Origin of the sequence: Nostoc parmelioides FACHB-3921 (assembly GCF_014696625.1) — a bacterium.
GTDB lineage: Bacteria > Cyanobacteriota > Cyanobacteriia > Cyanobacteriales > Nostocaceae > Trichormus > Trichormus parmelioides.
The window spans coordinates 14,466-40,886 of sequence record NZ_JACJQL010000052.1; the positions used below are offsets into that span (position 1 = coordinate 14,466).

The 26,421-nt window shown below is 41.6% G+C and carries 24 protein-coding genes; 6 read left to right on the forward strand and 18 right to left on the reverse strand.

What is annotated here, in order from left to right; all coding sequences use genetic code 11:
- Positions 1-81: 81 nt before the first annotated feature.
- The 4 genes from H6G14_RS24715 to H6G14_RS24730 form a co-directional block, all read right to left on the reverse strand.
- The gene (locus tag H6G14_RS24715) at positions 82-1,023 is read right to left on the reverse strand and encodes an ADP-ribosylglycohydrolase family protein (protein WP_190570511.1); all 942 of its coding nucleotides are present in this window, start codon (positions 1,021-1,023) and stop codon (positions 82-84) included.
- Between the two features lie 208 nt (positions 1,024-1,231).
- On the reverse strand, positions 1,232-3,082 hold the full coding sequence (locus H6G14_RS24720; RefSeq protein WP_190570520.1) for a bifunctional serine/threonine-protein kinase/formylglycine-generating enzyme family protein: 1,851 nt from the start codon (positions 3,080-3,082) through the stop codon (positions 1,232-1,234).
- A 387-nt stretch (positions 3,083-3,469) separates the two neighbouring features.
- Positions 3,470-4,264, reverse strand: coding sequence for an ABC transporter permease (locus H6G14_RS24725; protein WP_338421216.1), 795 nt, complete (start codon positions 4,262-4,264; stop codon positions 3,470-3,472).
- A gap of 173 nt (positions 4,265-4,437) precedes the next feature.
- The gene (locus H6G14_RS24730) at positions 4,438-4,644 is read right to left on the reverse strand and encodes an NYN domain-containing protein (RefSeq protein ID WP_190570524.1); all 207 of its coding nucleotides are present in this window, start codon (positions 4,642-4,644) and stop codon (positions 4,438-4,440) included.
- Positions 4,645-5,317: 673 nt separating this feature from the next.
- Between H6G14_RS24730 and H6G14_RS24735 the strand changes: the two genes are divergently transcribed.
- Positions 5,318-6,397: a glycosyltransferase family 4 protein gene (locus H6G14_RS24735; protein ID WP_190570526.1), complete on the forward strand. Its 1,080-nt coding sequence runs from the start codon at positions 5,318-5,320 to the stop codon at positions 6,395-6,397.
- A gap of 161 nt (positions 6,398-6,558) precedes the next feature.
- Here the strand turns inward: H6G14_RS24735 and H6G14_RS24740 are convergent, their stop codons facing one another.
- Positions 6,559-6,957 carry a DUF1499 domain-containing protein gene (locus H6G14_RS24740; protein WP_190570527.1) on the reverse strand — a complete coding sequence of 133 codons (399 nt, stop codon included), beginning with the start codon at positions 6,955-6,957 and terminating at the stop codon, positions 6,559-6,561.
- 169 nt (positions 6,958-7,126) lie between these two features.
- Between H6G14_RS24740 and H6G14_RS24745 the strand changes: the two genes are divergently transcribed.
- Both H6G14_RS24745 and H6G14_RS24750 read left to right on the forward strand, forming a co-directional pair.
- On the forward strand, positions 7,127-8,272 hold the full coding sequence (locus H6G14_RS24745; RefSeq protein WP_190570529.1) for an alanine--glyoxylate aminotransferase family protein: 1,146 nt from the start codon (positions 7,127-7,129) through the stop codon (positions 8,270-8,272).
- 297 nt (positions 8,273-8,569) lie between these two features.
- Positions 8,570-9,220, forward strand: coding sequence for a sigma-70 family RNA polymerase sigma factor (locus H6G14_RS24750; protein ID WP_190570531.1), 651 nt, complete (start codon positions 8,570-8,572; stop codon positions 9,218-9,220).
- 62 nt (positions 9,221-9,282) lie between these two features.
- Here the strand turns inward: H6G14_RS24750 and H6G14_RS24755 are convergent, their stop codons facing one another.
- Positions 9,283-9,876 (reverse strand): MarC family protein, encoded by a 594-nt coding sequence (locus tag H6G14_RS24755; RefSeq protein WP_190570533.1) that lies wholly within the window; start codon positions 9,874-9,876, stop codon positions 9,283-9,285.
- Between the two features lie 288 nt (positions 9,877-10,164).
- On the opposite strand from H6G14_RS24755, the gene H6G14_RS24760 reads away from it, so the two are divergent.
- Positions 10,165-10,980: a carbon-nitrogen hydrolase family protein gene (locus H6G14_RS24760; RefSeq protein WP_190570535.1), complete on the forward strand. Its 816-nt coding sequence runs from the start codon at positions 10,165-10,167 to the stop codon at positions 10,978-10,980.
- Between the two features lie 180 nt (positions 10,981-11,160).
- Here H6G14_RS24760 and H6G14_RS24765 read toward each other — a convergent pair whose 3' ends face one another.
- From H6G14_RS24765 to H6G14_RS24795, 7 genes are all read right to left on the reverse strand, one after another.
- On the reverse strand, positions 11,161-11,748 hold the full coding sequence (locus H6G14_RS24765; protein ID WP_190570536.1) for an HMA2 domain-containing protein: 588 nt from the start codon (positions 11,746-11,748) through the stop codon (positions 11,161-11,163).
- A 412-nt stretch (positions 11,749-12,160) separates the two neighbouring features.
- Positions 12,161-12,463, reverse strand: coding sequence for a DUF5132 domain-containing protein (locus H6G14_RS24770; protein ID WP_190570538.1), 303 nt, complete (start codon positions 12,461-12,463; stop codon positions 12,161-12,163).
- A 74-nt stretch (positions 12,464-12,537) separates the two neighbouring features.
- The gene (locus tag H6G14_RS24775; RefSeq protein ID WP_190570540.1) at positions 12,538-14,850 is read right to left on the reverse strand and encodes a heavy metal translocating P-type ATPase; all 2,313 of its coding nucleotides are present in this window, start codon (positions 14,848-14,850) and stop codon (positions 12,538-12,540) included.
- A gap of 106 nt (positions 14,851-14,956) precedes the next feature.
- Entirely contained in the window at positions 14,957-15,664 is a 708-nt protein-coding gene (locus H6G14_RS24780) for a hypothetical protein (RefSeq protein WP_190570542.1), read from the reverse strand.
- Between the two features lie 35 nt (positions 15,665-15,699).
- The gene (locus H6G14_RS24785; protein ID WP_190570545.1) at positions 15,700-16,857 is read right to left on the reverse strand and encodes an HMA2 domain-containing protein; all 1,158 of its coding nucleotides are present in this window, start codon (positions 16,855-16,857) and stop codon (positions 15,700-15,702) included.
- A gap of 91 nt (positions 16,858-16,948) precedes the next feature.
- Positions 16,949-17,488 (reverse strand): peptide deformylase, encoded by a 540-nt coding sequence (gene def, locus H6G14_RS24790; RefSeq protein ID WP_190570546.1) that lies wholly within the window; start codon positions 17,486-17,488, stop codon positions 16,949-16,951.
- Between the two features lie 321 nt (positions 17,489-17,809).
- Positions 17,810-19,060 carry an HhoA/HhoB/HtrA family serine endopeptidase gene (locus H6G14_RS24795; protein WP_190570548.1) on the reverse strand — a complete coding sequence of 417 codons (1,251 nt, stop codon included), beginning with the start codon at positions 19,058-19,060 and terminating at the stop codon, positions 17,810-17,812.
- A gap of 169 nt (positions 19,061-19,229) precedes the next feature.
- On the opposite strand from H6G14_RS24795, the gene dnaA reads away from it, so the two are divergent.
- Positions 19,230-20,606: a chromosomal replication initiator protein DnaA gene (gene dnaA, locus H6G14_RS24800; protein ID WP_190570564.1), complete on the forward strand. Its 1,377-nt coding sequence runs from the start codon at positions 19,230-19,232 to the stop codon at positions 20,604-20,606.
- Positions 20,607-20,889: 283 nt separating this feature from the next.
- Here the strand turns inward: dnaA and H6G14_RS24805 are convergent, their stop codons facing one another.
- The 4 genes from H6G14_RS24805 to H6G14_RS24820 form a co-directional block, all read right to left on the reverse strand.
- Positions 20,890-21,753 carry a DUF4388 domain-containing protein gene (locus H6G14_RS24805; RefSeq protein ID WP_190570550.1) on the reverse strand — a complete coding sequence of 288 codons (864 nt, stop codon included), beginning with the start codon at positions 21,751-21,753 and terminating at the stop codon, positions 20,890-20,892.
- A 137-nt stretch (positions 21,754-21,890) separates the two neighbouring features.
- Positions 21,891-22,430, reverse strand: coding sequence for a GTP-binding protein (locus H6G14_RS24810; protein ID WP_190570552.1), 540 nt, complete (start codon positions 22,428-22,430; stop codon positions 21,891-21,893).
- Positions 22,431-22,658: 228 nt separating this feature from the next.
- Positions 22,659-23,030, reverse strand: a complete 372-nt coding sequence (locus H6G14_RS24815; RefSeq protein WP_190570554.1) for a roadblock/LC7 domain-containing protein — start codon at positions 23,028-23,030, stop codon at positions 22,659-22,661.
- A 97-nt stretch (positions 23,031-23,127) separates the two neighbouring features.
- Positions 23,128-23,595, reverse strand: coding sequence for a hydrocarbon-binding protein (locus tag H6G14_RS24820; RefSeq protein WP_190570556.1), 468 nt, complete (start codon positions 23,593-23,595; stop codon positions 23,128-23,130).
- Positions 23,596-24,183: 588 nt separating this feature from the next.
- Between H6G14_RS24820 and dnaN the strand changes: the two genes are divergently transcribed.
- Positions 24,184-25,347: a DNA polymerase III subunit beta gene (dnaN, locus tag H6G14_RS24825; protein ID WP_190570558.1), complete on the forward strand. Its 1,164-nt coding sequence runs from the start codon at positions 24,184-24,186 to the stop codon at positions 25,345-25,347.
- A gap of 95 nt (positions 25,348-25,442) precedes the next feature.
- Here the strand turns inward: dnaN and H6G14_RS24830 are convergent, their stop codons facing one another.
- Positions 25,443-26,120, reverse strand: a complete 678-nt coding sequence (locus H6G14_RS24830; protein WP_242053532.1) for an ABC transporter permease — start codon at positions 26,118-26,120, stop codon at positions 25,443-25,445.
- Between the last annotated feature and the right edge of the window lie 301 nt (positions 26,121-26,421).

Here is a 26,421-nt window from a genome sequence, read left to right on the forward strand (position 1 = left end):
TTAGGTTTGAGAGAAAGTTGCACACGGCGTTGTTTACGGTTTTACATATACCTTTATACCCTCATACCCCCATACCCCTATTTATAAATAAACAGCCGCCGCCAAGCGATTCGCCAAGTTAATGATGTCTTGTTTCCGAGCAATTTGATTGACCCATTGTTGGGGAATACATTCGATTCCATAGTAAATCCCCGCTAACCCCCCTGTTACCGCCGCCGTTGTGTCTGTATGCCCTCCCAAGTTAACCGCTTTCAGCACAGCCTCGGAGTAGGAAGAAGTATTTAACAAACACCACAGAGACGCTTCTAAGGTGTCAATTACATAACCACCAGAATTGATCTCTGCTGCCGATAACAGGGCAATTTCCCGGCTGAGGATTCGCTGAAAATGCGGGTGTTCTCGAAGATATTCTTCAGCCGAATAGATTTTGTGGATATTTTCCAGCCCTTGTAAATAAGCTGTGGGCAGATCAGCTCCTTTGAGGATCTCCACGGCAATGCTAATGTAAATACCGCAGGCCATTTGGGAACGACGATGAGCGTGAGTAATGCCAGAAACTTCATGCACACGTTGAATCAACTCACCAAAAGGTAAATTTTTATGGCAATAAGCCATCGGTAAAACTCTCATCAAAGAACCGTTACCATTGCTCGTTTCACTAATTCCCCCGGCGTGTAACGGGGAAATTCCCTGCTTGAGACGCATAATTACGGCATGAGTGCTTTCACCAATACCGAAGATTTCCCCACGGGGTGTCCAGTAAGCTTGTTTGTACCAACGCCAGAAAGAATGAGCGATCGCATCTAGTGAATAGCCTCTACATAGACTTTCTGCCAGGCAAAACGTCAAAGAACTGTCATCAGACCAAGTTCCTGGGGGTTGGTTCCATGTGCCGTAGCCTAGCATCTTTGTTACCGGAGATTTAGCTAGTTCGGCACGGCTAGTAAACTCCACCGGCACACCCAACGCATCACCGACACATAAACCCATCAAACCAGATAAAGTTTTTGGAGCGGTTAGCATTATCTAATCTCCATGTAGATGATCAAAAATCTACTTTATATATTTCCTGAAAAGCTTGTTGCCATAGTTGTTACAAGGCGGGGATTGGGGAAAAAAGTAAAAAGTAAAAAGGTAAAAGTAAAAAAGTAAAAGATTTTTTCTTTTGACTTTTGTCTTGAATTGGGGATTGGGGACAAATTAAATTCTCTTTCATTACCAATTACCCAATCTAACCTGGGGAAAATACCACCCGAAAACCGCATATTCTTAAGCCGCCGTCTGACTCATTCCAACTGCGGCTAGCGCTGCGACAAAGTTCCGCGCCAAAGTTCCAGGAACCGCCACGCAACACTCGGCGATATATATCACCACCTGCTTCCCACACACTACCATCGGTGGGTGCGCCGTTGTAGTTATTGTGCCAAGGATCAGCGCACCATTCCCAGACTAAGCCGTGCATATCGTATAATCCAAAGGCGTTGGCTACGCGAAAATTGCCGACATCTGTAGTTTCTTTGCGGTATCTGGTTTTGGCTTCAAGATTGTGAATATCGCTGTCGCTAAAGTTGGCTAAATCGGGGGTGATGGTTTCGCCAAAGTGAAAGGATGTAGTTGTTCCAGCACGACAAGCATATTCCCATTCGGCTTCGCTGGGTAGGCGATATTCCCGTCCGGTTTTTTCGGAAAGTCTGGCACAAAATTCTAAAACTTCGTGCCAAGAGACGTTTTCTACTGGTCTATTTTGACCTTTGTATTTTGAGGGGTAAGGATTTAAGGCTTGTTTAATTTTGGGTAAGCTAGCCACAGCTCGCCACTGTGCTTGAGTTACGGGATATTTTCCCATGAAAAAGGAGGCGATCGCTACTTGATGTTGGGGGCGTTCGTCGGCATCTCCTTCAAAGTTGGGCGAACCCATCAGGTATGCACCGCCGGGAATTGACACCATTTCTAGGGTGATGTCTTTGTTTAATTGTTCTACCAAAATTTGGGTATTGGTGCGATCGCGGTTGACGATGCGACCGGCTGTATCTACTGTAACTACCTCATACTCAAAGGTTTGTAGGGGAGGTAATGGCCGTTTTGTTCTTTGTGTTGCTGGTGCTAATGGGACTAATGTTGTTTGAGTATTTGGCAAAATTTGAGTTTCTTCAACTATTGCTGTGGAGACTTGTAAATCATGGAGAACTTCTGCGGCTGATTGATATCTTTCACTAGGTAAATGCTTGAGTAATTTATCTAAAATTTGACTTAAATTTTCACTAATCGTGATACCTCTGTCCTGTAGATATTCTTGCCATAACCATTTACCATTCATGGGATCATAAAGACCATCATCAATATGTCCGTAAGGATTTTGTTGCGGTAAGCATTGGGTTAATAATCTGACACAAGTAACACCCAAAGCATATAAATCACTAGCATGACAAGCGAACCCTGCCATTTGTTCAGTTGGTGCATAACCAAGGGTATAAATAGCTGTTGCTTGTCTAGCTATACTAGTTTGGGTAACTTGTTTAGCACCACCAAAATCAATTAATACTAATTTGCCATCACCATCACGCCGAATAATATTTTCTGGTTTAATATCTCGGTGGATAACTTGATGAAAATGAACAAAATCGAGAACTGGCAATAAATCAATTAACAGTTGCCGAATTTTTTCTTCGTTAAATGGTTCTTGCTGGACTTCTTGTAAGAGTGTTAGTCCTTTAATGAACTCCTGAACAAGATATAAGCTAGAACCTTGTTCAAAGTAAGCTAATAATCTCGGTATTTGAGTGTGATTTTCTCCCAGTTCATACAGACGGAAGGCTTCTTCTTTAAAGAATTCTGCCGCTTTGCTGCGCTGTCCGGTTCCTTGAATTTGTGGGAAGAATTGTTTGATGACACAAGGCGCATCTAGTCTATCTGCGTCTTCAGCTGCGTAGGTTTTGCTGAATCCACCTTCACCTAATAGTCCTAGTACGCGGTAGCGATTTCTTAGTAGTTTGCCAAAGTTGCTTTGTCCGCAACTCATGCAAAATCTATTGCCATCAGGATTGAATGGGTTTGAACAATTGGGATTTTGGCAGATTTGCATAACGAAGGGATAATAGCATCTTGTCCAAACTTAGCCCCAATATTATCGAATTGAAAAGGGATATCTAGACAAATAAATATTAATAATTTTCATCTGTATAAATACTTAAACGGCAAACACAGATGAATTTATTGAGTTAATCTGTTACTCGTTACTGGGTAGTTTGTGAAGATACATTGGTAAGATGAGTAAGCTAATGCTAATAAAGTTCTAGTTCGTAGATAGCAATTAATTACCCAGAAAAATAGTAACTAGGATTAAAGCCATGACTACAAACTTAAATTTATTTTCATTTACCTACAGAAAATGCACGAGTTAACAGATATTCATTTATAAAATAATATTAGAATTAAAGAATTGGGTTTGTCAAGTATGTTTATATTTTGTTTATTTTCGTGCTCCTAAGGAGCGAATTGATTCTGCTATAAAGGCAACAATTGCAGATAGAAAAATCAGCAAAACACTGAGAGCATTGATATCAGGTTTAACACCAGTTCTAATCCGACTAAAAATTTCCATTGGCAGAGTGTTGTAACCGCTACCTGAGGTAAAACTAGCAATGAGAAAATCATCTAAACTAAGAACAAATGCTAACAAACAGCCAGCAACAATTCCTGGCATTAATTGAGGTAGTAATACTTGCAGAAATGCTTGTATTGGTGTAGCGCCCAAATCAAGTGCAGCTTCTTCTAAGTGGGGGTCTAAATTTGTCAGTCGTGATGAAACTACTAAAGCGATATAGGCAATACAAAACACCACATGGGCAGCCACAATCGTCCATAAGCTGAGGGGGATGGCGAAGGTAGCGAGAAAGACGAGAGTGGCAACAGCGATCGCAATATCGGGGATAATTAATGGTAAGTAAGCAACGCCACGGTACAAATTCTTACCAGGAAACTGATAACGCGCCAAACCCACGGCCATTAAGGTTCCCAACACAGCAGAAATACCGACGGCACAGCAGGCAACCAGTAAACTATTCTTCAAAGCTGATAAGATGCGATCGTCACCTAATAGCTGGTAATACCAATCAAGGGTGAAACCTTGCCAAGTTGCACTGTAAGGTGATTTGTTGAAGCTATAAAATCCCAGTACCAGGATAGGTAGGTACATGAATATAAATATGAGTACGGAGAAAACCGCCTGCCATGAGGAAAATTTTAAACTCTTTTCTGACAACATTTTTAGCTCCTAATATCACTTTAATTCTCAAATAATTCTCAAAATCACTAATCCCAGTGTTTGTTATCCTATTTTAAGTGTTATTTTATATGCGTTTTTAATGCTAGTTTAATGCTCAATTTTATTATCTGTTACCCTGCATACGCAAAAAAGAAAGGGAGTGTAACAACTCCCTAACGCTTCACCAGCTTTAAAAACTCAGTTCCATTTAGTACAAGAGCATCAATAAGAGGCTTAAAATCTAAATCACCTGCAAGTAAAGTTGCTTCATCCATATTTTTTTGGAAGGAATGCGTAAGCATATCCACGGCAATCATAATATCAATTTCCTTTTGCTCCTTCTTAGCCTTACCTGTGGGTCTTTTTGCACTGTTCACCATAATGCTCAATTAATGCTCAAATGTGGATACTTAATATTATATTTATTGATTTGTAAGCATTATAAATCAATAAACCGCCTGCGTATACGTAGGCGGTTTATTGTGCGATAGAGAAATATTCACATTTTTGTGATCTATTAGGATTATCAAGCATAAAATACATTCCACTCGATATTAAACGTCAATATCGTAGCCGAAATTTCAGCCATAGGCTCAAAGAATTACCTAATCCAAAAATATATAATTGCTAGCTTATTTTAGTAACGAAGAGTATAAACAAGTGAATAGTGGCAAATCCCTTAAATATCGGTGCGGTAAATAGAAAAAACTATAAAATTGCTAATTTTCAGAGTTTTTACTTAGGTAAATTGGAAAAATAACTTGGAAAATTTGGAGTGATTGAGTTTAATTAGCCTGATAAATTATATTTGATAATTTATTAAATGCAACCAATTAATTGATTATAGAACAAAAATTATCTCTTAGGAATGGGTAGATTTCCCTACTAAGATAGACAAGGAATTAAGAATATAAAGCATAAGATGATGGGGCAGTCAATTTTAAAATTGGTGTTAAGAATTAGTTTCTAGTGCAAATTTAATCGTCCATCAGGCACTCTTGAAACAAAAAATAAACACACCTAATTCAAATCTTAGTTTGTAGGAGGTTTGTGATGCGAATTGCTCAAGTAGCCCCATTATGGGAGAGAGTACCCCCGCCTGCTTATGGCGGTATAGAGTTAGTAGTGGGGTTACTAACAGATGAGTTAGTCCGACGTGGACACGAAGTTACCCTGTTTGCATCGGGAGATTCTATCAGTTTAGCAAACCTAGTATCAGTACATCCCCGCGCCCTAAGGCTTGATTCCAGTGTTAAGGAATACGGCATTTATGAAATGCTCCAACTAGGCACAGTATATGAGCGTGCAGATGAATTTGATGTTATTCATTCACACATGGGTTGTGCATCATTACCTTACACAAAGTTAGTCAAAACTCCCACTGTTCACACCTTACACGGCATTTTTACACCTGATAACGAAAAAATGTTTAGGTATGCCAAAACTGAGCCTTTTGTGAGTATTTCTGATGCACAAAGGGATCTGAGATTAGGACTTAATTATGTGGGAACAGTTTACAACGGTATTGATGTTAATAGTTATCAGTTTTATCCCCAACCGGATGAACCACCATATTTAGCATTTTTAGGTCGAATATCTCCAGAAAAAGGTACACATCTAGCAATAGAAATTGCCAAAAAAGCTGGCTGGCATTTAAAAATTGCAGGTAAAGTAGATGTTGTTGATGTAGAATATTTTGAAAAGGAAATTAAACCATTAATTGATGGTAAGCAAATTGAATATTTAGGTGAAGCAGACCACACACAAAAAAATATCCTGATGGGAGGTGCAGTCGCCACCCTATTCCCTATTACATGGAGAGAACCATTCGGATTAGTAATGGTTGAGTCAATGGCATCAGGTACGCCTGTGATTGCGATGAATCTTGGTTCTACTACAGAGGTGATTGCCCACGGTAAAACAGGCTTCTTATGCAGTAATGTAGAAGAATGCGTTAGTGCGATCGCCAAGGTCACAAATCTAGACCGTTATGCTTGTCGGGAGTATGTGCAGAAACGTTTTAGTTTGCAAGCCATGACCGACGGCTATGAAGAAGTTTATCGACAAATTCTGCAACAGCGCTTTGTTAATAATGGGCATCACCGGAGTACAGTTGCTTTGAGTAAAGTATAGAATATGGGTGAATCTTGATACCTACTCATGTAAAGGGTGATAACCTAGCAACAAGGCTTGTTGAGTTGGTTTGGTTGGTAATGGTAATTATTGCTTATGATTACCCATTACCAATTACCAACTCCACAGATACGATAAGTGTTCAACTGGACATAAGATAACTAGTTGGTTTCGCCAAATTTAGCTCGAATTGTTTCAATTCTTTTGCGGTTAACACCTAAATCACTTTGACCTAAGCGGGAAGCAGAACGCACCTGGATGACATTAGCATTACGGTCTAAATAAAACTCGACATCATCGACAAATCCCAGTAAAGCACTTTGAAATTCTGCATATAAATAATCGGGACTTTCAGTAATGATTTTGGTGCGAGGTAAAGATTGAATTACACTTTTGAGCTTGTTTATCGCCTCTTCTGGTGTCGAGGTAAAATATATTGGTGCAATTTGGTGGACTGTATCGGTACTCTGGCTAGAAACACAATTAGGAGAGGTGGGACAAGTTGCTAATCTACCGTCGCGCACACCTAGATTGTTTGGGCGTTTACCTGTGAAAACCATAATTAGGAATTGGGTATTGGGGACTAATCAATTCAAAAGTATTATGCTGTGGGTATATCCAACTTCAGACTACATCTTTAGGCCACAGAGGAAAATAATTCTCTAGACTTATAAAACATGGGTGATGCGATCGCTTTATGATGCGGTAAGTGGTATATAGGCGATCGTTATGACGCAGATAATCTCAATCAATGACAATCAACGTTTACAATTAGAACCTTTAAAAGTTCCCTCCCGTTTGCTGTTGGGGCCTGGGCCATCAAATGCCCATCCCGCAGTCCTGCAAGCGATGAATGTTTCACCCGTGGGACATCTTGACCCGGCTTTCCTTTCACTGATGGATGAAATTCAATCTTTGCTGCGCTATGTATGGCAAACAGAAAACCCCCTCACCATTGCTGTGAGTGGTACAGGGACAGCTGCAATGGAAGCAACCATCGCCAATGCTGTAGAACCTGGTGATGTAGTGTTAATTGGTGTAGCTGGTTATTTTGGCAATCGTCTGGTGGATATGGCTGGACGCTATGGCGCAGATGTCCGCACAATTTCCAAGCCTTGGGGACAAGTTTTCTCACTGGAAGAACTCCGCACAGCTTTAGAAACCCATCGTCCGGCAATTTTGGCTTTAGTTCATGCAGAAACCTCCACAGGCGCACGTCAACCCTTGGAAGGGGTGGGTGAGTTGTGTCGAGAATTTGGCACTCTGTTATTAGTAGATACAGTTACTAGCTTGGGTGGTGTCCCTATCTTTTTGGATGAGTGGGGAGTAGATTTAGCCTACAGTTGCAGTCAGAAAGGTCTAGGTTGTTCCCCTGGCGCTTCACCTTTTACCATGAGTTCCCGTGCTATTGAGAAGTTGCAACGGCGAAGCACCAAAGTAGCGAATTGGTATTTAGATATGAACTTGCTGGGTAAGTATTGGGGTAGTGAGCGAGTTTATCACCACACAGCCCCGATTAATCTGTATTATGCTTTACGAGAAGCATTGCGTTTAATTGCCCAGGAAGGACTAGCAAACTGCTGGCAACGCCATCAAAAGAACGTAGAGTATTTGTGGGAAAGATTAGAAGATATAGGCTTAAGTCTGCACGTTGAGAAAGAATACAGACTACCAACCCTCACAACAGTCTGTATTCCCGACGGAGTGGATGGTAAAGCAGTCGCCCGTCAGTTACTCAATGAACATAACATTGAAATTGGCGGTGGTTTAGGCGAATTAGCAGGTAAAGTTTGGCGTGTGGGGCTAATGGGTTTCAATAGCCGCAAAGAAAGTGTTGACCAATTGATTCCAGCCTTAGAGCAAGTTTTACGTTAGGGTCAAAATTCTTTGTAAGTTATCAACTTGGTCTACAAGTCTGAATTTAGCTAAGAGGTTGTTACTAAATGTTTTTGGGGTAAATATTTTGTTTACACCCCTACATTTTGATAACTGTTACAAAAGTACTGAGTGAGTTTCCTAATTCACTCAGTACTTATTACTTATTTATGCTTACCCTTCTGATTTCAGAGATAACATTACGATACAGAGCTATCCTCTAGAGGATTGTGGCGCTTAATAATAATATATTCTTGCTGGTTTTAACGCTTTCTTGCTTTCTTCTCCAAGACAATTATGGTTGAATTTGATGAACAGCTACGCTCCTTAGTTGCTCAAGCCTGTGGACATCCACCCGGAAGCCCTCAGCGTCAAAAGCTGCTCACACAAATTATTCGCTTGACTTCCCGTAGACTTTGGAAGGAATACACTCCCTATTATCAAGATGCACTGCAACAAACTTGGCTGTACTTTTGTCGCAACGTTTGTGAAGGGTTGACAGGACAAAAATACGATCCTACTTATGGTACTGTAATTACCTGGCTAAATGCCTATCTGAGGCGTAGATTACAAGACTTTTATATCAACCACAATAAAGAACAAGCAACAACAGTTCCTTTAAGAATTCGCCAATCTAAATCAGGTGAAAGCAGTGATGTTATCGATCCTGTAGAGAATTTGGCAGCTACTCCAGAAACGCCACCAATTTTGGAAGAGTTAGAAGCTTGGGTAGAGAGGGATTTGAGCGGAGAATTGCGCGGTACTCATGTGAAAGGCCGTCCTGATGTAAACTGTCAGGTGTTAATTCTCAAGCGCTTACCTCCGGAAGTAAGTTGGAAAGAATTGTCTGAGCAATTTGGGCTGGCAATTCCTACACTGAGTAGTTTTTATCAGCGTCAGTGTCTCCCACGGTTACGGAAATTTGCTGAATCGGAAGGTTTAATTTGAAAGATTAATAATGGGTGATTGATAAGAACGTATTCTTAATTACCCATTAGTAAAGAATCAACTCACTGCAAAAATAACTCCCGAATCCCTGTACTACCAATCTCCACCGCCAACGCTGCCAAGAGAAAACCCAAAAGCTGGGTGACAATTACCCCACCCTCTAAACCAATCCGTTTTTCTATGGGATTTGCCAAGCGCAAAATCAACCAAGTGACAAACATCGCCGCCAAAATCCCTAACACTACCGCCAAATGTGGACTTTGGGATTTAGACATAAATAACATCACTGTTGTTAGCGTACCCGGCCCGGCTAACAATGGTAAAGCCAAGGGTGTAATTGCCACATCTCTTCCTTCTTCGGTAGTTGGTGTTTCCAATTCTCCCCGTAGCATTTGCAAAGCAATTAACAGCAACAACAGCCCCCCAGCTACCCGTAAAGATGCCATGCTGATTTCTAAATAAGTCAAAATATATTGACCACCAAAGGCAAATAGTAATAGAACTGCGATCGCCACAATACTCGCTTTATCAATTACTCTATTCCTATCCTCCGGTTCCATACCCTTGGTTAAAGCTAAAACTATGGGTATATTACCTATCGCATCTGCCAAGACGAACACAGCAATAAAAGTTTGAATCAGAATAGATGTATCCACAGCAATGCGCTTTTATCAAAGTTTGATAACAACTTACCTTGAGTGGGTTCAGTTGGCTATAGCCCGTAGGATGATTGAATTAGTTAGTTGTCAGTGGTCAGTGGTCGGTTGTCAGTTGTCAATACCCAATACCCAATCCCTAATCCCCAATCCCCAGTCCCTAATCCCTAATCCCTAATCCCCAGTCCCTAATCCCTAATCCCCAATCCCCAGTCCCTACTCCCAGTCCCCAACTAACGGTATATTTAAGTATCTATCTCACACAACTCTACTGTTTTTTTTAAGTCTATGAAGTCTTATTTAGCTGCTGCTATTCAAATGACCAGTGTGCCTGATTTACACAAGAATTTGGCACAAGCAGAAGAATTAATTGATCTGGCGGTGCGTCGGGGTGCTGAGTTAGTGGGTTTGCCAGAAAATTTTTCTTTTATGGGTGAGGAACAGGATAAACTGGCTCAAGCAGAGGCGATCGCTCGTGAAAGTGAGATTTTTATTAAAACGATGGCGCAGCGCTACCAAGTTACTCTTTTGGGTGGTAGTTTCCCCGTACCGGTGAGTGATACAGGTAGAGTCTATAACACCACTATTCTCGTCAGTCCCAGTGGTGAAGAACTTACTCGCTACAATAAAGTACACCTTTTTGATGTCAATGTTCCTGACGGTAACACTTACCGCGAATCTAGTACTGTTGTCGCCGGTCAGCAATTACCCCCTGTCCATTTCTCAGAACATTTAGGCAATATCGGCGTTTCTATTTGCTACGATGTTCGCTTCCCAGAACTTTATCGCCATCTCTCAGACAAGGGAACAGATATAATTTTTATACCTGCTGCTTTCACTGCTTTTACGGGCAAAGACCACTGGCAAGTTTTGCTACAAGCCAGAGCCATTGAAAATACTGCCTACGTAATCGCACCTGCTCAAACAGGTAATAACTACGGTCGCCGCCTCACCCACGGACACGCCGTCATTATCGACCCCTGGGGAACAATTTTAGCTGATGCCGGGGATAAACCAGGAATTGCGATCGCAGAAATCAATCCTTCACGCCTAGAGCAAGTCCGCCGCCAAATGCCTTCCTTGCAACACCGTGTATTTAGTTAATTTTAGAGGCGAGGGGTGAGAGGCTTTAACAATTCAAAATTCAAAATTCAAAATTCAAAATTCAAAATAAATTATCCCAGTCCCCAGTCACCAATCCCAGGCAAAATCAAAAGGCAAAAGTCAAAAGAAAAAATCTTTTACCTTTTTACTTTTTACTTGTTTGTCCCCAATCCCCAGTACCTATTCCCCAGTTTCAGTACTGGGTTTTTGTGGTGTAATTCCATGCAGTTTTATAAAACTATCGAAAGAGTACCAAGCCAACACATACCAGGGGATAATTTCAAATTGCAAACCTTTAATAATTAGCTGTCTCACAGCCAGAATACTAAGTCCCAAGGGGAAAAGGAAACGAATATCAACAACGCCATCGGTTGCTTGTCTGACTCGTTTATTCAAATCTACAACGGCACTGGATACCGTCGTCGCTGCTTCGGTGCTACCTTGGGTAATTTCGCCAAAAATAATTCCTAAATCTTTCAATGTCGCCAAGACATCATCTAAGGTGCCATTTTTCTCACTATATTTAATGACAATACTGCCATGATCAACATTAGTCCGCACCTGGTCAATATGAGCTTGTGCATCTAGTTTATTAGCAATATGTTCCATTGTTTCTGGTTGACGGTGACAGTGAGCAATTCTCAACCTTAATCTTCCTGGGGTATCACTAATAATTTTTGTAGATATAGGTAAGGATGGCGTATTGAAGTTAATTTTCTGTTTAACTTTTGGCATTTTCGTGAGATTACCATGACTATTTGTCAACATGAGCCACCCTCCAAACTGATACTTTGGTTTATTAATTAGTTATCCAAAATGTAGGGTGCGTCAGTGCAAGAAAACCTAGCTGCACCGAAAAATATTCATACTGACGTACCCTACTAACCTATAAAACTAGTGCTTGAATAGCAAATTTCTCAAATAGAACTATATTGATGAAAGTAATTATTAGTAGTGTTGCTTCAGCAATCATCAAATATCAACGTAGATAGGTATTGCTTACCATATCCGTTTTGTGGTGGGCATTGCCCATACTAATCAGGTTCCGCCAATAATAATTAGATATTAAAGAATTTCATCGGCGGTTAATTAGCGAGGAAATTTTAGAGATGGGTAATTTTCCCATCTCATCAATATCTAGATAAATCAAATCGCTTCTATAGAAACGAAATTGACTAACCTATACACCATTATCAGAGGAACTATCAATAGTGCTAGCAGCCTCAAATGCAGGTGTTTCCTTATCTTCTGCTAGTTCAGCTTTAGCTTCAGCTACGATATCTTCCCAGGTTTCACCCAGTTCTGCAAAAGCTCCCTTGCTCTTTTCATAAGCAACAAGACTGCCTTTGATGATTGATTTGGCGATGGGTTTACCAATACCTGCAACAACTGGGATGAGAACAGGAGCTAACAGCACTGCGCCAATACCTGCAATCAGTCCAGGTGCGCCGGCTTCTTCAACTAAATCAGTGATTTTAGGCATGATTAATTCCTCCAGTAATTTGTTTGAAAATTTGTATGAAAGCTATCTAGGCTAACCTATCTAGATTAGTCATTTCATCTCTCTGCTGGGAGAGCTTTTTTTGGGGATTGCTTGAGGATGGGGCGTAAACCGTTCACTCCAGCAACTATTGTTGAGCCATTGTTGACTACTGTGGCTGCTAATGGGTTTAGACCGAACAACACCGCTACCAATAAGGCTCCCAAGTTGGGAATAGCGACGATGCCGGTGTTTTGTCGAATCAAACTCTTAGCTTGACGAGCGATCGCAATTGCTTCTAATAATCCATGTAGGTCATTCTGCATTAGCACCACATCGGCTGTTTCACGGGCGATTTCCGAACCGTGGGCAAAGGACACAGAAACATCAGCGTAGGCTAAAGCTGGCGAATCGTTGATCCCATCCCCAACAAATGCAACTGTCTTACCTTGTTCGTGCAGTCCACGGACTACCGTTGCTTTTTGTTCGGGAAAAGCTTCTGCATGGGTATGCGCTGGGGCAATTCCCAATTCTGCCGCCACAGTCGTGGCTGTGCGCTTGTTATCGCCGGTGAGCATATGGACTTCCACACCTTCTACCGTCATGAGTTGGGAAATTACTTCTCGACTCTCAGGGCGGAGAATATCACTATATCTTATTTTACCTTGAAGTTGCCCGTTACTGGCGACATAAATCACTGATGTGGCTTTGTGTCCATTGCCGTTGAGGGCTGCCATATCAACGCCTTCCTGACGTAAAAAGCGCTCACTACCGACGTAAACAGTCTCACCGTCAATTTCTGCCTTCACACCCAAACCGAGTTTATAATCCCATTTGCTGCGGCTGGGGATCGCTACTTGTTGGGCTTCTGCATAGCGGACTATAGCTTCGGCTACTGGGTGGGTTAAACGCTGTTCGGCGGCGGCGGCGATCGCTAATATGCGATCATGGGAAACTTCAGGATTGTAACTATCAACGCCAATTACGGCCACTTCCCCTTGGGTGAGTGTGCCTGTTTTATCAAAAACAATGGTATCAATTTCTGCTAACTGCTCTAAGGCACGACCACTGCGGATGAGAATCCCTTGCCTTGCTGCATAGGAGAGGGCAGCTAAAACAGTTGTGGGGATAGATACGCGAATCCCTGTACATAAGTCGAGGGTAAGAATGCTGGCAACCCTGACTGGGTTACGGGTAACGGCAAATACGGCTGCCCCTAGTAACAAAGTTGGCACAACTGCAATTTCAGCAATTCTGGTTGCATGATTTTCCATCCGGGTATCGTGGACAGGGGCTTCTTCCATCAGCTTGATGCTCTGCCCCGCCCGCGTATCATTACCGATGCGTTCCGCTAGAATATATACTTGTCCTTCCCTGACCAAAGTTGAGGCAAATACAGACTGTCCCTTGTTTTTCAAAATGGGTACAGATTCACCTGTGAGTTTCTGTTCATCGAGTAAAGCCTTACCTCTGAGGATAGTCCCATCTATAGGTACTTGTTCCCCTGGATAGACAATCACAGTGTCTCCTGGTAACACTTGCTGGATGGGGATTTGGGTCTTCTCACCATCACGTTCCACCCAAGCAAATTGACCCAAGGAACCAAGAAGATCCAAGGTCTGCATTTTGGAAGAACGGGCTGTGCGATCGCGGATATTTTCACCAATTTCAATTAAACTCAACATCAGGGATGGGGTGAGAAACTGACCTTGGACTGTAGTAATGGCGATCGCAATAAAGTCCAAGAAATCTATACTTAACTTGCGTTCTTTGACAATTCCATCTACAGCTCTTTTAAATACGGGTAAGGTTGCTAGAGCGATGGTTCCCGCCGTGAAAATTGGTGGAACCGCTACCCCTAAAGGCCCCCCCAGCACCGCCAAACCGGTGGCTAAAACCGAAAGCTGCATTCCCGGCCAAGGCTTTTCCTCTTCTTGTGGAGATACCTTTTTGGGATTCAGCAGTACAATCCCAGGATCACTTGCAGCCACTATCAGACAATCAAGGCGCGATCGCATCTTGGCATCAGTTACAGCACTGGCTTTATAGTTAACAACTAAAGATGCGGCGGCTGGCTTAATTTTGACAGTTGTCACCAGGGGATCAGCTTCCAGCAAAGTTTGTAACCGTTGTCCATAGTCTTTATCGTTGCGTAAGCGAGGTACACGCAACCTCAACCTACCCTGAATTGCATGGACAACACTATAAGTGACATGGGGAGTTTTCTTAGAGGATTGTACTTGAGCAGAAGTTAACGCTACTCTGCCGTTTTGTTCCCCTACTGTCTTATAAGGTAGGGAAGTTATGGATGCTTCCCCACTCTTTTCTGCCAATGTCACATAAGACTCTTGCACAGGAAGCGACGCTAGTTGAACTGTCATTTTTGCCATTTCTTAAATCTCAAAATATGTTGGATAAGCTTGTTTTTTGGAAACTGCTGGGGAGGAGGACAGATGCACATCTAGCCTCTGACCTTGAGAGAATGCAGACTTGCTTTTATACACGACTGGATATCTTGGCAGTTGCCGCAGATTGAATCAGACTGGAAAAGTGTGATACTGCTACTGCGAAAATACTTTGCAATTGCTGTTTTGGCCTTTGTACTTTTCCCGGTTTGTAAATAATCACAACAGAAGCAGCCTCCCGATTAATTCGCTCACTGATCACTACTGGGTCTGATTGGAGTAAAGCTTCTAAACGTTGCACATAGGCTGGATCTGTAGCGACTTGCGGGACATGAAACCGCACTCGTCCAGGAATCGCATGAACGACGCTATGAGCTACTTTTATCGGTTGCTCAGTTGGTTGTGAATGAGTGACAGACTGAGGTGGAGGAGATGAAGTTACTGGTTCTATGACTGGTGATTTAGGCGTTAATTCTGTATCATCGGTCATATCAGCAGCCTGGATTAGACCAGCTAGATGCTCTCGCATCTCCACATCAGACATTAGTCCAGACTGATAAGCAATTACTACAGACCCTGTAGCGAGATTCACTTCCTCTGTAGTAATCCCAGCTTCCTGGTTCAATAACTTTTGTAGGTGTTGCAAGTAGTTTGCATCTTCACTAATTCGTGGGATACAAAATACTACTTGTCCGGGCAGGGCGTAGGTAATACTATAAGATACTTTTATGTGATGTGTGCAATTGTGGCGCGGCGGTCGCGGGACAGCATCTGATGATGAGGATGCAGAATCATCCATTTTGATTCCTCCATTGTTCCTGACTTGGGAACGTTCTACAACGGCAAGTTAGCTATAAAGTTTAAAGAATAGGATAATGCGGCAGGCTTCATATCAACCCATAAATTAGAAACATTTAGGGTTTGGTCTGCGCTGGGGGATAATTCTATTTTTGTTGGCTGAGTTGGCTGACTAACTGCTTCTGCTACCAACGTTGGTGAAGTTGTACTCAATTTTTCTATGGCTATATCTGTGGATTGATTGATTTTTGTTGTGGCTTGTGTAGGCGGGGTTGTCTGCAAGGCTAACTCCATCAGACTCACCCAATGAGATGTAGCTACTTTGCCACCTTGATAGGCGATCGCCAAAGACGCTGCATCGCCATTTATCCGCACGTTGCTAACCAAAGGATCAGCTTTTAATAGCTTTTCTAGACGCTTTGCATAGGCGCGATCGCTAGCTATTTGAGGTATGTGGAACCTAATCCTACCATGAATTTCATGGACAATACTATAAATTACTTTCGCAGACTTAATTGTTGTCTTAGTAATTTTATTTCCTGCGGTTGCTGGCTTGCTTTCTTCAGTTATGATAACAGCTTTTGCCGACTCTTTGACTGCATCTGATCCCTTAATTTGGGGTTCTAGATAGTCAATTACTAGCCGAGTTGCATCTGCCGTAATCATATAGATGGGAATCGCTGCTAAACCACTGACTCCTAAACCTCCTGTCACCGCCAAACCTGTCATTAAGGGAATAAACGAGACAGTCTGCTCTTTCCAAAAATCAATAGATTTCCAAGGAGCAAAGGGGTCTGATAAAGGTGAATTTGGCGATGTTTGAATATTAAGTTGTTGCAAAATACCCAACATCTGCGGTAGTGACAGTTGATGTTCATCAAAGATGACTACCATGCTACTGGTTTGCTCATTGGCAGCAACTTCTCTGATGCCTTTATACTGCTTTAAGTGTTGGGTTATCGTCTTGACGTTGGCGCTAAAACTACCATCAGTCGCCTTGATCCGTATGCGTCCATTCGTTGCGTGTACAACCTGCATACCAGTAGCAGAAAGTTGCAATTGGGGATATTCTCCCAATCTACTGCTATTCGTATTCACTTTTACTTCATCGCTTTGACGCTGATTAAAAGTTAAGTCAGAAGGTATGGTTAGATGCGGACTTAACTCTACACGACTACTAATAGTTTTTGCCATTTACTCGATAGCTACACCCGGCTTTCTAGGTTAACAATAGGTTAAGTATACATTAAAAAAACTTGTTGGTTCTCATTCTTAAGAAGAATTTTTATTTTGTATCTTTCACTACTAATTTTTGGTACTCTTCCTCCGTAATTATATTTAAATTACTTTCCACGCGGTCTATAAACAGTACACCATCTAAATGATCAAATTCGTGTTGAAATATACGAGCAACAAAATCAGTTAAGGTTTGTTTTTGTAAATTTCCGTAACGATCCGTGTATTCGACCTCAATTGCTTGATAGCGAGGAACTAATCCTCTAATTCCCGGAACACTAAGACAACCTTCCCAACCTTTGACTATGTCGGTTGAGTTTCCCACTATCTTAGGGTTGATCATGGCGGTGGGTTCCATTTCTGGAGCATGAGGATATCTAGGGTTAGGACGAGAAGCGACGATAAATAAACGATAAGACTGTGCTACTTGAGGGGATGCGATTCCCACACCATTAGCCTTGGCAACCGTGGCAATTAAGTCATCAATTAGTTGCTGTATAGTTGCATCATGAATATTTTCCACCCAAGCAGCTTTTTGGCGTAATGTGGGATTGCCTAATTGAATGATGGGGAGCAATTCGGGATTCATGTGAGGAATGGGGACTGGGGACTGAGGAATGGGGACTGGGGACTGGGGACTGGGGACTGGGGATTGGGGACTGGGGATTGGGTAATCGGGAATTGTAATACTCTACGCTCTGATACTAAGTACATGGTAACAACTTCAGATTTTTTGGGTAGTTTTGATTAATAGTGAACTATGTTTAACTATGGATTTTTGAACCCAATCCCTAATCTCCAGTACTCGTTACTCAATTCCCCAACCCCAATCCAAGGCAAAAGAAAAAATCTTTTACCTTTTACCTTTTTACTTTTTACTTTTTACTTTTTACTTTTTTGTCCCCAATCCCTACCCCTCTCTCCGTGCAGGTAAAGGTGCTGGACTGACAGCTACTTGTGTTGTTTGGCCATTGCGTTCTATTTGGACTTGTAAAGGTTGACCAATTTGGCTATTTTCTACAATTTTTTGGACTTGTTCAACGGTTGTTACAGATTGATTATTAATGCTTTGAATGATATCTCCTGGTCTGAGGCCAGCATCGGCGGCGGGAGAGTCAGGAACAATCCGAACTAATAAAACGCCTGTATCTGCTGTAATATTGATGCGATCGCCAAATCTTTCGTTAATTCTTTCCTTAACTTGTGGCGTGAGGGTTGCCATCTGTACACCCAAATAGGGATGATCTACCTTACCTTGAGTGATTAATTCCTGAGCAACTTTCTGCACAGTATTAATAGGAATAGCAAACCCCAAACCTTGAGCGCCTTGGATAATAGCTGTGTTCATACCAATTACCTGACCGCGAGCATTGAGCAGGGGGCCGCCAGAGTTACCAGGATTAATCGCCGCGTCTGTTTGCAGATAGTCAACGCGCTTATCACTTGCGCCAATATCACTACCAGAACGACCAGTGGCGCTGATAATTCCTGACGTAACGCTATTATTCAAGCCTAGAGGATTACCAATCGCAATAACCGCTTCACCCGGTTGTAAAACTTCAGAATTACCGACAGCAACAGTCGGCAAGTTATTAGCGTTTATTTTAATAACAGCTACATCCGTTACTGGGTCTTCACCAAGTACCTTACCATCAAAAGTCCTACCATCTTTGAGGGTAACTGTTACCTCATCAGCACCATCAACAACATGGGCATTAGTTAAAATTTGACCAGAGGAACTAATAATAAAACCTGAACCACTACCCCTTTCTACTCGCTGTCTAGGCTGTGCTGGTACTCCATCTCCGAAAAAGCGGCGGAAAAAAGGATCATTAAATCCATCTGGAACGCGGGAAGTCACCGTTCTGGCAGAATCAATCCGCACTACAGCCCCTCCCACTTTTTGTACTACTCCGACGACAAAATTAGGGTCGCCGGTGGATGAAAAAATAGCTGGGGGGACAATTGCTGGACTATTGTCATTAGGCTGGGGCTGAGATTGATTGGCTTGGGATTGTATTGTCCTTGTGGGTAGAAGGGAGCAGCTTCCTAAAAACATAGCTGTTACCCCACCCAGCAGCATCAAAACCGCACTACTGCCACCCTTGTGGGGCAGACTCCAAGTATAAATCTTGTTATGTGCGCCATTATATGTCTTCATGTGTCTTTGTTTCTCCGTGTTGGTCAGTGAGTGCTAGGATGTTGCCTACTGGGTTTGTCCCAACATGATTACAACTCAAAAGCTAGTTCCAGGTCTAGAGCGTCTGAATGCTAAGTTGGTGCTTGCTTATATCTTCTATTGTGACGATTAGCAGCAAAGGTGGTAAATGATGGAAATTTCCATTGACAGTTTATGGAGTCAGGTACTAGAGCGCCTACAGATAGAACTATCTCGCCCCACCTTTGAAACTTGGATTAAAACTGCTAATGCAGAACGCCTAGAAAATAATTGTCTAGTAATAATTACACCTAACCCTTTTGCACGCAATTGGTTACAAAAGTATTACATCACTACTATTGCTAATGTTGTACAAAGTATTTTGGGACATCCTGTAGAAATTTACATTACAGTAGCTAAAGGCGAGGAATTTGAAGAGATTGGTGGGGGTGGAGCGTGGGAACTACCAACCACAAATAGTATCTACGAAACTCCGAATCAAAACAGGCAACCGAATACAGAATTAAATGCCAAGTATGTATTTTCGCGGTTTGTCGTCGGAGCTAATAATCGGATGGCTCATGCAGCGTCTTTAGCTGTGGCTGAATCTCCAGGGAGAGAGTTTAACCCTTTATTTTTATGTGGTGGTGTAGGACTGGGAAAAACTCATCTTATGCAGGCAATAGGGCATTACCGTTGGGAGATTTGCCCAGATTCTAAGATATTTTACGTTTCTACAGAGCAATTCACTAATGATCTCATTACAGCTATTCGTAATGATAGTATGCAGAGTTTTCGAGAACATTATCGAGCTGCTGATGTGTTGTTAGTAGATGATATTCAATTTATTGAGGGTAAGGAATACACCCAAGAGGAATTTTTCCATACTTTTAATACATTACATGAGGCTGGTAAGCAAGTAGTGATTGCTTCTGACCGTCCACCAAATCAGATTCCTAGTCTGCAAGAGCGTTTGTGTTCGCGGTTCTCGATGGGTTTGATTGCAGATATTCAAGCACCAGATTTAGAAACAAGAATGGCGATTTTACAGAAAAAATCAGAGTATGAAAAAATCCGTCTACCCCGCGATGTCATTGAGTATATTGCTACTAACTTTACTTCTAATATTCGGGAGTTGGAAGGGGCTTTAACTAGGGCGCTGGCTTATATTTCCATTTGGGGTTTACCCATGACGGTCGCTAATCTTGCACCAGTGTTAATGACACCAACAGAGAAAATAGAAGCTACCCCTGAGGCGATTCTCACGGTGATTGCTGACAATTTTGATATCTCAATTGAAGACCTGAAAAGTAACTCCAGGCGGCGGGAAATTAGCTGGGCGCGCCAAATCGGGATGTATCTCATGCGCCAACATACGGATTTAAGTTTCCCTAGAATTGGTGAGGAGTTTGGCGGGAAAGATCACACAACGGTGTTATATAGTTGTGACAAAATTGCTCAATTAGTAGAAAGCGATCGCGGTTTATCTCAAACTTTACGTCAATTGAGCGATCGCATCAAGATGAATAGCCGTTCTCGAAAACCGTGATCATCACAATTTGGTGTTTTCCATAACCCCAATCTTATTAAGGACTAAGAATATTAAAACTTGTATAAAAATAGATTAAATTTATCTTTTTGCTGTGGAAAAATAGTTATTTTTTGTGGAAAACTTAGCACTTTGTGGGGAAAACTTAATTATAAGTATAATTACCCTGTGGAAAAAACATGGGGTTTTTCCACAAGTTTTCCACAGTTATTCAAGTTGATCAAGTTTTATCAGCCTATAGTTGTTGTGGGTTTTCCACAATTTCCACATTCTTCATGCTCAATTATGATCTACTGCGTAGAAAACCAACTAAACTGTTGAGAAACGACTGACTAACCGTTGTTTTTATACCAGGCTCTGGTACTGCTTCTTCTTCAGTGATTGTGGGATTAGGTAAAGCACAAGAAGTAGCCATGAAGTTTTCTTCTATTAAACCCACTACAATGAGTCGGTAAGCAATTTGCTGTACAATTTCTACTGGGATTTGCAGCTGATGAGCAATATCCTGGATAGAAACATTACCATTCACAAATTCCCATACTTGCCATTCTTGAGCTTTCAGGTGGATTTGGGGTTCTTTTACACTCAAACCTGACAAACTAGAAGTGGGGTCTGGAAGCTTATCTGCTAAAGCGCTCCAGTCTCGCAGCAATCTCAAACTCGTCAGCGTCACCTCATTTGCTGACATACTTAAACCCGTCATCTCTGCTAAGGGAAGGGGTAGTGTTTGTATCTGGTTAAATTTAAATACACCATCCCTAATTTGAAATAAATTACATATTGGTCGGAGTATTTGGTTGTTAAATAACAATTTCAGTTGTTCTGGTTGGAGTAGTCCTTGAACCTTGAGAACTAAACCCAACGGCGTATTGATGGAGTTGGAGGAAATTTGATTGACTCTAGAGATCACGCGCTCACTAATCCACCCACGTTGGTCAATCATTAAGGTTAAACATTTTTGATCTAGGCGATCGGCGGCGGCGATTATCCGACCTTGATGTAACCAGACGTAGTAGGGTATAGCTTTTTTGTTATCACTCGTGTTTTGTGAAACCTCTATATAAAGTATGCCTGTCTTTTTTCCCTGATCTAAAAATTGTAGTAGTTCTGGTAAAGAAAAATCGGAAAAAGTACCAGCGATCGCCATAATCTCAGACCTTTTATTTGTTTAAAATAACTATTGTGTATACAGATTTAACGAACTACCAATCTACCCAAATTTATTATCAACCAGCTACTATATCATGGTTAACTCCACCAATAATTACCGCATTTAAAAAGATATTAAACTGCACAACTTTGGAGCAAATGCTGTACTAAAACAATGACTGCCTCAGATACAGATTCCTGCTTTGTTGGGTCTACTTTCACTATTGGAGGTCGATTATTTTCATCCATGAATCCTAGTGCAAGAAAAACATCTTCTTCTAACCAAGCACCAGGACAATCAGTATGGCTTAAACCAATAATCATGGGAATCTGCATTCTTTGGTTCATAAAGGTAAGAATGTTACGTGCCTGACGAAATTCACGAGGTCGATGTGCTGCTACTAATAAGATATAAGCATGAGCCTTACGAATCAAAATATCCCACATAAAATCAAAGCGGGACTGACCGGGAGTACCATAAAGGTGTAGTGCCATATCAGAACCAAATTGCAGTCTACCAAAGTCAAAGGCAACAGTCGTCTTTTTCTTCAGAAGTGCCGTTTCATCAGTTGCACAGGTATCAGTATCTACTACTTCTATTTCACTGACAGAACGAATAAAAGTAGACTTGCCAGCACCTACAGTTCCTGTCACGATTAAACGCATGATTTCCATTTTTTTACTCCATTTACACCAGTGCTAGACAAGAGAGATAGGCAGTTCATTAGGAACAGGTAAACAAATGGCTTGAATGAAGATAAAAATTTATTGCTAGTGATTGCACAATTTCTAAATCAATTCTGCTTTTTTTCCAGCGAGAAGTTAAAAGTTCCCTACAAGTGCAAATATTTGTCGAATAGGGAACTTATAATTAAGTTATTTTTCAACCTGAAACGCTAGCGATTACATCAAAATTAGCTTGAGTTCTGAGAGAATCTTCTTAATCTCTAACATGAGAATGCCCTGTTTAGCTTTCTCACTAGCTAATACCAGCAAAACAGCCTCTTCACCGCAGCCTATAAGAATGCCAAACCCTTTATTTCCTTCCACAAAAATTCGGTCAATGTTACCTCTAGATAGTTCAATCCCAATACGTTCGCCCAAGGAAAGCATAGATGCAGACATTGCCGATACCCGTTCTTCATCCATTCCACCAGGTAAGCTAACTCCTAAAGGTAGACCGTCTGGTGTGACAAGTGCTGCTCCTTGAACATCACTCGTTCCTGTTACGAAATTCTGCAAAACCATGCCAAGCTTTTCTGTATTAATTGCCATTTGAGTTGCTTATTTTGTGAGAGTTAAGTAAGATTTGTCTGAGGTTTGACTATATTTAAATTTGAAATGTACTATCAAAGAAAATTTAATTTTCTTGTCACAGCAGAGTAAATTCAAATACGTCGTAATCTCCACCCCGCAACACAGATTCACTGTGAACTCCCTTAAGTCGCTTACCTAATATTTGTTCAATTGCTCCCCAAACCGCACCCATTGTAAATGTACATTTACGGGTTGAATTAAGTGGTTCACCCGCAGAACATAGAGTCTCGGATGTATAGACTTTAATAACATCCCCCTCAGAAAGAATTTTCTCAATTTTGCACAATCTTGTACCTTCTGCACCTAAAGCTACTGCTAATTTTTCGGCTGCATTCTCTAGGGAAATTGATGCTCCTACCAATCCTAAAGTTTCAGCTAATTTTTTGCCTCGCGCACGGCCTGCTGTTGTTAATGCAATGGCTGTAGCCTTTTCTCCCAGGGCTTCTTCCATACCTGAGATTGCTGCTTTAAAACAAACAATACTACTAAATTCACCTAATTCTTTTCGCAGTAGTTCTGGCATATTTTTTTGTTAGGTAGATGATGCTAAATTTCATTGAGTAAAGCGAATTCAATCAGAAAAGCTAGACCATTAATAAAAGAATAATATAGTTACTATAAATATCAATTATCAAAAGTCTGACATCATTTTAAATCCACACTTAGGGTAATGATGGAGTTAGTTAGAGATTTATCTATGATTTCCATCGCATAGACTCAATTATGTTTTAGTCCAGATGATACTCAAACCGAATAATTACGGAGTAGATATAATCCGCTATGAATCTTCACAAAATCTAATATTATGTAAAGGCAATCTGAATAGTTAGGACACAAATTGGCTATTACTCTAAGTTTGTAAAACCTTTATAAAAATAAGATTTACGCAATCTGTTCAGATTTACTACAGTTAGTTTTTAATATTTCTAGGATTTATGTGTGAGAGGATGTTTTAAAAGTCCTCTTATGTGTAGCAAAAAGTTTTAGATCCCCCTCAATCCACGACACTTGCTTTAAGATCCCTAAAATGGCGTAGTTTCAAAGGTATTGTCTCTGCCGCCTAATGAGCGATCAGGATGTTACCATATTCATTCACCTGCCGAATCTGACAATGAAATTAGTTTGCGCCCAAAGCGACCTCAGTACAAATCTTTCCCTCGTCAATCGTGCTGTACCATCACGACCGACTCATCCAGTACTTGCTAATGTGCTGTTGCAAGCTGATGCTGATACTAATCAAGTAAGCTTAACAGCCTTTGATCTCAGTTTGGGTATCCGTACTAGCTTTAATGCTGATGTATGGCAAAGTGGAGCGATCGCACTTCCTGCTAAATTGTTGGTAGATATCACCTCACGTCTGCCAGAGGGAGAAATTACCCTAGATGATGAATCAGCCACCGACGGTACAGCAACCGGAGAAGGTTTAATAGTTAGCCTGACCCCAAAAACTGGAAAGTACCAATTACGAGCAATGGGAGCGGAAGAGTTTCCCGAATTACCCCTAATTGAGAACACCACAGCTATTTATCTCACAGCTACTTCCTTAATTGAAGGATTGCGAGGTTCATTATTTGCTACTAGTGGCGACGAAACTAAGCAAGTCCTCACAGGAGTACATCTGACAGTTAAACAAGATACCTTGGAATTTGCCGCTACTGATGGGCATCGTCTAGCCGTAGTCGAAACCACTAATGAGCGTCCCTTAGAAGATAACGACCAGCAATTAGAGGTAACAGTACCAGCTAGAGCCTTACGCGAACTAGAAAGGATGTTGGCTCATAATGCTGCCTCTGAGGAACCCATAGCGTTATATTTAGACCAAGGTCAAGTCATATTTGCATGGCAAAACCAACGCCTAACTAGTCGCACATTAGAAGGTCAATACCCAGCTTATCGCCAACTTATTCCCCGCCAATTTGAGCGACAAGTGACCATTGAACGCCGACAATTCTTAAGCACATTAGAAAGAATTGCTGTACTAGCAGACCAGAAAAATAATATCGTCAAGCTAACTATTGATAGTACTGCCCAAGAGCTGACCTTATCTTGTGAAGCTCAAGAAATGGGCAGTGGGAGAGAGTCGATGAATGCGGAAATTGCTGGGGAAGATATAGAAATTGCTTTTAATGTCAAATACTTAATGGAAGGACTCAAAGCCTTACCATCCCCAGAAATTCAAATGCACATCAACCAAAATCTAACTCCAGTAATTTTCACTCCCCTGGGTGGTTTGAAGATGACTTATTTGGCTATGCCGGTGCAATTAAGAAATTAACTAATTGTGGGGAATGGGTAATGGGTAATGGGTAATGAAAGAGAATTTAATTTGTCCCCAATCACCAATTACCAATCACCAATCGCCTAGCTAATTTAAGACAATCGAGGATCAAGGGCATCCCGTAAACCATCACCTATATAGTTAATACTCAGCACAGTCAGAAATATGGCCGTCCCTGGAAAAACCACCATATAGGGCGCAAACTCCAAAAAATTTTGTGCATCGTAAAGCATCCGCCCCCAAGTCGGGACATCAGGAGGAAAGCCCAGACCAAAAAAGCTGAGTGTAGATTCCGTGACGATGGCGGTACTCACAGAGAGAGTCGCTGCTACCAATACCGGACTGATGACATTTGGCAAAATATGAATCCAGATTAACCGTCTGGGGGAAGCACCGAGGGCGCGGGCGGCGGTGACAAATTCCTGTTCGCGCACAGTTAAAAACCCAGCCCTAACTAACCTAGCGACAGACATCCAGTTGAGTCCGCCGATAACTAGCACGACTAAGACAAATATACCTAGTTCTGGGCCAGCGATCGCCTTAATTGCATCTCGAAACAAAAATATCACCAATAACAATAATGGTAGGCGCGGTAAAGCCAGACACAAATCAGTTAACCGCATCAATACCACATCCAACCAACCGCCGTAAAATCCTGAAAGTGCGCCGATGAGTATCCCCAAGGTTATCGCCACCACCATCGAAAACACACCCACCGCAATTGATATTCTGCCACCATACAAAATCCTAGCTAATATATCTTGACCCAAATCATTAGTCCCAAATGGATGTTCCCAACTAGGTGGTAGGGTGGACTTAGCAAAATCAATTTTATTGATAGGGACAGAGTAAATCCACTCGTGAGGGGTTAGATTAAAGTGTATTTTGTCAATGAGCTAAAATACTTAAACTTATCTAAATAAAAATGATAATCATGTGGTGGGGAGGGGGAGGAGGCGAGCGACGCTCGCCTCCTCCCCCCTCTTTTCGATTATCATTATCATTAAAATTTTTAGCAGATAAAATATGGAACGAAAAAGCATTGTAACAACACAATAACTTGGGAAGAAT

Bases quoted from the DNA above. Each gene is read 5' to 3' on its own strand.
- H6G14_RS24715 (WP_190570511.1), bottom strand. From the start codon at position 1,023: ATGCTAACCGCTCCAAAAACTTTATCTGGTTTGATGGGTTTATGTGTC.
- H6G14_RS24720 (WP_190570520.1), bottom strand. From the start codon at position 3,082: ATGCAAATCTGCCAAAATCCCAATTGTTCAAACCCATTCAATCCTGAT.
- H6G14_RS24725 (WP_338421216.1), bottom strand. From the start codon at position 4,264: ATGTTGTCAGAAAAGAGTTTAAAATTTTCCTCATGGCAGGCGGTTTTC.
- H6G14_RS24730 (WP_190570524.1), bottom strand. From the start codon at position 4,644: ATGGTGAACAGTGCAAAAAGACCCACAGGTAAGGCTAAGAAGGAGCAA.
- H6G14_RS24735 (WP_190570526.1), top strand. From the start codon at position 5,318: ATGCGAATTGCTCAAGTAGCCCCATTATGGGAGAGAGTACCCCCGCCT.
- H6G14_RS24740 (WP_190570527.1), bottom strand. From the start codon at position 6,957: ATGGTTTTCACAGGTAAACGCCCAAACAATCTAGGTGTGCGCGACGGT.
- H6G14_RS24745 (WP_190570529.1), top strand. From the start codon at position 7,127: ATGACGCAGATAATCTCAATCAATGACAATCAACGTTTACAATTAGAA.
- H6G14_RS24750 (WP_190570531.1), top strand. From the start codon at position 8,570: ATGGTTGAATTTGATGAACAGCTACGCTCCTTAGTTGCTCAAGCCTGT.
- H6G14_RS24760 (WP_190570535.1), top strand. From the start codon at position 10,165: ATGAAGTCTTATTTAGCTGCTGCTATTCAAATGACCAGTGTGCCTGAT.
- H6G14_RS24765 (WP_190570536.1), bottom strand. From the start codon at position 11,748: ATGTTGACAAATAGTCATGGTAATCTCACGAAAATGCCAAAAGTTAAA.
- H6G14_RS24770 (WP_190570538.1), bottom strand. From the start codon at position 12,463: ATGCCTAAAATCACTGATTTAGTTGAAGAAGCCGGCGCACCTGGACTG.
- H6G14_RS24775 (WP_190570540.1), bottom strand. From the start codon at position 14,850: ATGGCAAAAATGACAGTTCAACTAGCGTCGCTTCCTGTGCAAGAGTCT.
- H6G14_RS24780 (WP_190570542.1), bottom strand. From the start codon at position 15,664: ATGGATGATTCTGCATCCTCATCATCAGATGCTGTCCCGCGACCGCCG.
- H6G14_RS24785 (WP_190570545.1), bottom strand. From the start codon at position 16,857: ATGGCAAAAACTATTAGTAGTCGTGTAGAGTTAAGTCCGCATCTAACC.
- def (WP_190570546.1), bottom strand. From the start codon at position 17,488: ATGAATCCCGAATTGCTCCCCATCATTCAATTAGGCAATCCCACATTA.
- H6G14_RS24795 (WP_190570548.1), bottom strand. From the start codon at position 19,060: ATGAAGACATATAATGGCGCACATAACAAGATTTATACTTGGAGTCTG.
- dnaA (WP_190570564.1), top strand. From the start codon at position 19,230: ATGGAAATTTCCATTGACAGTTTATGGAGTCAGGTACTAGAGCGCCTA.
- H6G14_RS24805 (WP_190570550.1), bottom strand. From the start codon at position 21,753: ATGGCGATCGCTGGTACTTTTTCCGATTTTTCTTTACCAGAACTACTA.
- H6G14_RS24810 (WP_190570552.1), bottom strand. From the start codon at position 22,430: ATGGAAATCATGCGTTTAATCGTGACAGGAACTGTAGGTGCTGGCAAG.
- H6G14_RS24815 (WP_190570554.1), bottom strand. From the start codon at position 23,030: ATGGCAATTAATACAGAAAAGCTTGGCATGGTTTTGCAGAATTTCGTA.
- H6G14_RS24820 (WP_190570556.1), bottom strand. From the start codon at position 23,595: ATGCCAGAACTACTGCGAAAAGAATTAGGTGAATTTAGTAGTATTGTT.
- dnaN (WP_190570558.1), top strand. From the start codon at position 24,184: ATGAAATTAGTTTGCGCCCAAAGCGACCTCAGTACAAATCTTTCCCTC.